General features: G+C 78.9%; 1 pseudogene. It reads left to right on the plus strand.

What is annotated here, in order from left to right:
* Nucleotides 1-246: pseudogene (locus tag ACQG3P_RS21585) on the plus strand (DNA-processing protein DprA); the annotation flags it as partial.

Raw genomic sequence — 246 nt, forward strand, 5'->3', positions numbered from 1 at the left:
CGGGCGCGCGGTCCGCGCGCGGCCCGGCGCGGCGCGCCCCCCGCGCGCGCGCGGCTGCCACCGGCTGATCCGTGATGGCGCCCAGCTGGTGGAAACCCCGGCCGAGGTCGGCACCGGGCTGACCGGGGCCGCCGCCAGCTTGGGGCAGGCCTTGCGTTGGCGCCTGGACGCCCGCACTGAACAGGCACGGTCGGCGCATGCCAGCGCTTCCCCCTTCCCCCTCCCCGACGCCCAGCGCTTGTGGAA

This window comes from Stenotrophomonas sp. SrG (assembly GCF_050031795.1).
GTDB lineage: Bacteria > Pseudomonadota > Gammaproteobacteria > Xanthomonadales > Xanthomonadaceae > Stenotrophomonas > Stenotrophomonas rhizophila_A.